The 4,709-nt window shown below is 71.5% G+C and carries 5 protein-coding genes and 1 pseudogene; 5 read left to right on the top strand and 1 reads right to left on the bottom strand.

The annotated features are described in order from the left end of the window. The 5 genes and pseudogenes from ACY5KJ_RS01710 to ACY5KJ_RS01690 form a co-directional block, all read left to right on the top strand. Nucleotides 1-471, top strand: a pseudogene (locus ACY5KJ_RS01710) (serine/threonine-protein kinase); the annotation flags it as partial. Between the two features lie 42 nt (nt 472-513). Beyond that, nucleotides 514-789 carry a hypothetical protein gene (locus ACY5KJ_RS01705; protein ID WP_462185647.1) on the top strand — a complete coding sequence of 92 codons (276 nt, stop codon included), beginning with the start codon at nt 514-516 and terminating at the stop codon, nt 787-789. Nucleotides 790-930: 141 nt separating this feature from the next. Beyond that, entirely contained in the window at nt 931-2,118 is a 1,188-nt protein-coding gene (mqnC, locus tag ACY5KJ_RS01700; protein WP_462185648.1) for a cyclic dehypoxanthinyl futalosine synthase, read from the top strand. Nucleotides 2,119-2,142: 24 nt separating this feature from the next. Then, nucleotides 2,143-3,225: an adenosine deaminase gene (gene add, locus ACY5KJ_RS01695; RefSeq protein WP_462185649.1), complete on the top strand. Its 1,083-nt coding sequence runs from the start codon at nt 2,143-2,145 to the stop codon at nt 3,223-3,225. Nucleotides 3,226-3,241: 16 nt separating this feature from the next. Then, nucleotides 3,242-3,964, top strand: a complete 723-nt coding sequence (locus ACY5KJ_RS01690) for a demethylmenaquinone methyltransferase (protein WP_462185736.1) — start codon at nt 3,242-3,244, stop codon at nt 3,962-3,964. A 57-nt stretch (nt 3,965-4,021) separates the two neighbouring features. On the opposite strand, the gene ACY5KJ_RS01685 is transcribed toward ACY5KJ_RS01690, so the two are convergent. Beyond that, the coding region (locus tag ACY5KJ_RS01685) for a dienelactone hydrolase family protein (RefSeq protein ID WP_462202611.1) at nt 4,022-4,709 on the bottom strand (688 nt) is incomplete at its 5' end.

Here is a 4,709-nt window from a genome sequence, read left to right as displayed (position 1 = left end):
CTACGCCGGCCGTGCCGCGGAGGCGGCACCGTCCCCCAGGCGCCGGCACGGCCCCGCCCCGTGGCCCAGCAGTGGCCCCCGTCGGTGCCCGCGGGTCCCGAGCCTGTCAGGGGGCGCGGTGCGCTCTCGCCGGAGCCACGGCCGGCCTCGGCCCCGTGGGTGGCCGAGGCACGCCCGGACCGGCGCGGACGCGCGCCGGCTCCCTACGCTGAACCGGCGCCGCGACCGCGTCCCTGGCGTCGGTTCCGGCTGTGGATCCCTTTCAAGCGCACGATTCCGTTCGTCCTTGTCGTCCTGCTGCTGCTCTATGCGGCGGACCAGATCGCCTTGATGGTCGACGAACAGCGCCAGCGGTTGTGGGACAAGGTCGTCACGTCGGTCAAGGACGACACCCGTGACCAGCTCGACAGTCTGTGGAACCGGGTGAGGGACACGTTCGGCGGCTCCTCGGGCGGGTCGTCGAACGGATGACCGGTAGGCGTAAACCCCTGCCCGGATAGGTACACCGTTATTATGGCCAGTTTCTCGAACAAGATCACGGATTTCCTGCACAGCCCGAAGACCAAGGAGATGGTCAACAAGGCCAAGGCCGCGGCCAACCGGCCGGAGAACCGGGCCAAGATCAAGCAGCTCCAGGCGAAGCTCACCAGCCGCGGCCACGGTCACCACGACGCCGGTCCCGCCAGCCCGGCCGGCTCCTCGACCGCCGGTTCCTCGACCGGTGGCTACACTGACGCCACCCACGGTGGCTCCAGCCCGGCGGACCCGGGGACGCGATCCGGACACTGACCGTTCATCCCCCGCGTCGCGCCGATGGCCCCGATGGCTACCCTGGGAGGATCGCCGAAGGTGATTCGACGGAGACCCCGTACGGTGCCCGATGCCAGGGGTCCCCGCGTCGCGCCGAAGGCGCTACGCGGGGAGGGCCGTATGGATGTCGATGGCGAGATTCCGGTGGGTCAGGGCGATGGTGAGATCCGGTCCGTGCTGGACCGGGCCGCAGCCGGCGGGCGTATCTCGGCGGAGGAGGCGCTGCTCCTCTACACAAGGGCGCCGCTGCACGCGCTCGGCGGTGCGGCGGACACGGTCCGTCGGCGCCGTTTCCCCGATGGCATCGCGACGTACATCATCGACCGGAACATCAACTACACGAATGTCTGCGTGACCGCCTGCCGGTTTTGCGCCTTCTACCGCGCTCCGAAGCATGCCGAGGGCTGGGTCCGCGACGTCGAGGATATCGTCGCCAAGTGCGGGGAGGCGGTCGAGCTCGGCGCCACGCAGATCATGCTGCAGGGCGGGCACCATCCCGACTTCGGCATCGAGTGGTATGAGCGCACCTTTGCCGCCATCAAGAAGGCATATCCCCAGTTGGCATTGCACTCGCTGGGCGCCAGCGAGGTTGTGCACATCGCCCGGACGTCCGAGCTGACCTTTCCCGAGGTCATTACCCGGCTGCGGGACGCGGGCCTGGACAGCTTCGCGGGCGCGGGAGCGGAGATCCTCACCGAACGGCCCCGGCAGGCGATCGCTCCGCTGAAGGAGTCCGGTCACGCCTGGCTGTCCGTGATGGAGACCGCTCACAACCTCGGCCTGGAATCCACCGCCACCTTCATGATGGGCACGGGGGAGACGAACGCCGAGCGCATCGAACACCTGACGATGATCCGGGACGTCCAGGACCGGACCGGCGGGTTCCGTTCGTTCATCCCCTGGACCTACCAGCCGGAGAACAACCATCTCGGCGGGCGCACCCAGGCGACGACCCTGGAGTACCTCCGCCTCGTCGCGGTCGCGCGGCTGTTCTTCGACAACATCACACATCTGCAGGGCTCCTGGCTGACCACCGGCAAGGAGGTCGGCCAGCTTACCCTGCACATGGGCGCCGACGACCTCGGCTCGGTGATGCTGGAGGAGAACGTCGTCTCCTCCGCCGGGGCGCGCCATCGCACCAACCGGGCGGAGCTGATCTCCCTGATCCGCGCGGCCGACCGCATTCCCGCGCAGCGCGACACCCGCTACCGGCACCTCGTCGTGCACCGCGACCCGGCGCAGGACCCGGTCGACGACCGGGTGGCCTCGCACTTCTCCTCCACCGCGCTGCCGCTCATCTCCGCGTAGCCGGGAGCACCATACAGTGACCGGGTGAGTGACCCCTCCGGATTCGCGGTTCCGTCCCCGACCGGGCCGAAGATCGAACTCCACGTCCATCTGGAGGGCACGGTCCGTCCCGCCACCCTGCTGGAGATGGCGCGCCGCAACTCCGAGGCGCTGCCCGCCCGCACGGTCGATGGCCTCGCGGACCTTTACCGCTTCCGCGACTTCGACCACTTCCTGAAGGCCTGGATCCTCACCACCCACGTGATGCGGACGGAGGCCGACTTCCGCCAGGTGGTCGTCGACTACGCCGCCGAGGCGGCCCGGGCGGGCGCTGTCTACCTGGAGGGCATCTTCTCGCCCTGGTTCCGGGTCCATCGGGGGGTCCGCGTCGAGGAGATCTTCCACGGTTACGCCGACGGGGCGATCGAGGCCAGGGAGCGCTACGGCGTCGAGGTGCGCCTCACCCCGGACATCGAGCGGGTGCTGCCAGTCGAGGCCGCGATGGAGGTGGCGCGGTGGGCGGTGCGGTTCGCCGATCGCGGTGTCGTCGGCATCGGGCTCGGCGGACCGGAGGTCGGTCATCCCCCCGAGCCGTTCGCGCCGGCGTTCGCCCTGGCCGCCGACGGCGGGCTCGCCGCGGTCCCGCACGCGGGGGAGACAGCGGGCCCGGTGTCCGTGCGGAGCGTGCTCGACGCGCTGGGAGCTAGGCGGATCCGGCATGGGATCCGGGCCGCCGAGGACCCCGCGCTGATGCGACGGCTGGTCGATCAGGGGATCGTGCTGGACGTCTGCCCGGTGTCCAACCTGCGGACCCGGTCGGTGGCGTCCCTCGACGATCATCCTCTGGCGGCGCTGCTGCGGGCCGGGGTCGCGTGCTCGCTCGCCACCGACGATCCCGCTATGTTCGGCACCGATCTGGAGACGGAGCACGCGGTCGCGGCGGGGCTCGGTGCCCGGGCCCGCGACCTGTACACCGCCGGGGTCGCGGGCGCGCTGTGCGACGAGCCGACCCGCGCGCGGCTGCGGCGGATCGGCGAGAGCACCGACTGGGACACCGTCGAGAGGGCCGCCCGCGACGCCTCGGCGGCGGCCTCGGCGCGGTTCGGCGGCGGGGAAGGGGCATGGTGAGTGAGGAAGGGGCATGGTGAGCAGAGCGGGACTCGACAAACGTCCGCGGGACGTCGCGTCGATGTTCGACGGGGTGGCCAACCGGTACGACCTGACCAACACCGTGCTCACCGGCGGGCTCGACCGGACCTGGCGGCGCGCCGCGGCGGACGCGCTGGACCTGCGGCCGGGCCTTCGGGTCCTCGACCTCGCCGCCGGGACGGCGACCTCGTCACGAGCCTTCGCGCTCGCCGGGACCGACGTGGTGGCCTGCGACTTCTCCCTGGGGATGCTGCGGGCCGGGCAGCGTCGGCTGGCGTCGCGGCCGTTGCCGGGGGAGGCCGGGCGGATCCTGCTGACCGCCGGGGACGGGCTGCGGCTGCCGTTCCGGGACGAGACCTTCGACCGGACGACGATCTCGTTCGGTCTGCGCAACGTCGCCGACACGCTCGGCTGCCTCACCGAGCTGCGCCGGGTGACCCGTCCGGGCGGGATGCTCGTGGTGTGCGAGTTCAGCCGCCCGGTCTGGGCGCCTTGGCGGACGGTCTACGTCGAGTACCTGATGCGGGCCCTGCCAGCCGTGGCCCGCGCGGTGAGCAACAGCCCGGGCTCGTACGTCTATCTCGCCGAGTCGATCCGGGCCTGGCCCGCCCAGGCGGAGCTGGCCGGCCTGCTGCGGGAAGCAGGCTGGTTCCGGGTCGGCTGGCGCAACCTCACCGGCGGCGTGGTGGCGCTGCACCGGGGTCGCGCCCCGGACTGACGGTGCTGGACCGGCCATGGTGCTGGACCGGCCGGCGCCACGGTCGGCGGGGTGGGCTCAGCCGGGAACATGCGAGTCGAACCAGGTCAGCATGCGTGACCAGGCGTCCTTCGCCGACGGGCCGTGGTAGGCGGCGGCGCGGGCGTCGTTGTGGAAGCCGTGTCCAGCCTGTGGGTAACGGACGATCTCGGTGGGCACAGACGCCTTCTGTGTCGCCGCCCGCAGGTCCTCCACCTCCGAAGTGGGGATGCTCGGATCCTGGTCGCCGTACAGACCGAGCCACGGTGCCTGCAGGCGGCCGGCGAGATCCAGCTGGGCGGGTTCCCCGAAGCGGCGCATGGTGATCCCGCCACCGTAGAAGGTGGTCGCGGCGCCGAACGGCCGGGCCACCGCCGCCTGGAAGGCGATGCTCCCGCCGAGGCAGAAGCCCACGACGGCGCAGCGGTCGATGGCGGTTCCCTCCTCGGCGAGGACGACCAGCGCGGCGTCGATGTCGGCGAGGAGGTCGGTGCCGTTGAGCTTATGGATGATCTTCACTGCGGAGGCGAGATCGTCGTAGTCGAAGACGGGCGAGCCCGCGCGGTGGAACAGGCCGGGGGCGATTGCCCGCCACCCCCCGCGCGCGAACCTCGAGCAGACATCGGTGATGTGCTCGGTGAGGCCGAACGCCTCGTGGAGGACGACGACGCCGCCGCGTGCGGGACCATCGGGTTCGGCGAGCGTGGCCGGGGCGGGCCCGTCGGGG

The sequence above is a fragment of the Frankia sp. CcWB3 genome (assembly GCF_977927595.1).
Note: the sequence above shows the minus strand (reverse complement) of the source record. Positions and strands in the feature narration are given on the sequence as shown.

Excerpts from the sequence above, each read along its gene's own strand:
- mqnC (WP_462185648.1), top strand. The coding sequence starts at position 931 with ATGGATGTCGATGGCGAGATTCCGGTGGGTCAGGGCGATGGTGAGATC.
- ACY5KJ_RS01705 (WP_462185647.1), top strand. The coding sequence starts at position 514 with ATGGCCAGTTTCTCGAACAAGATCACGGATTTCCTGCACAGCCCGAAG.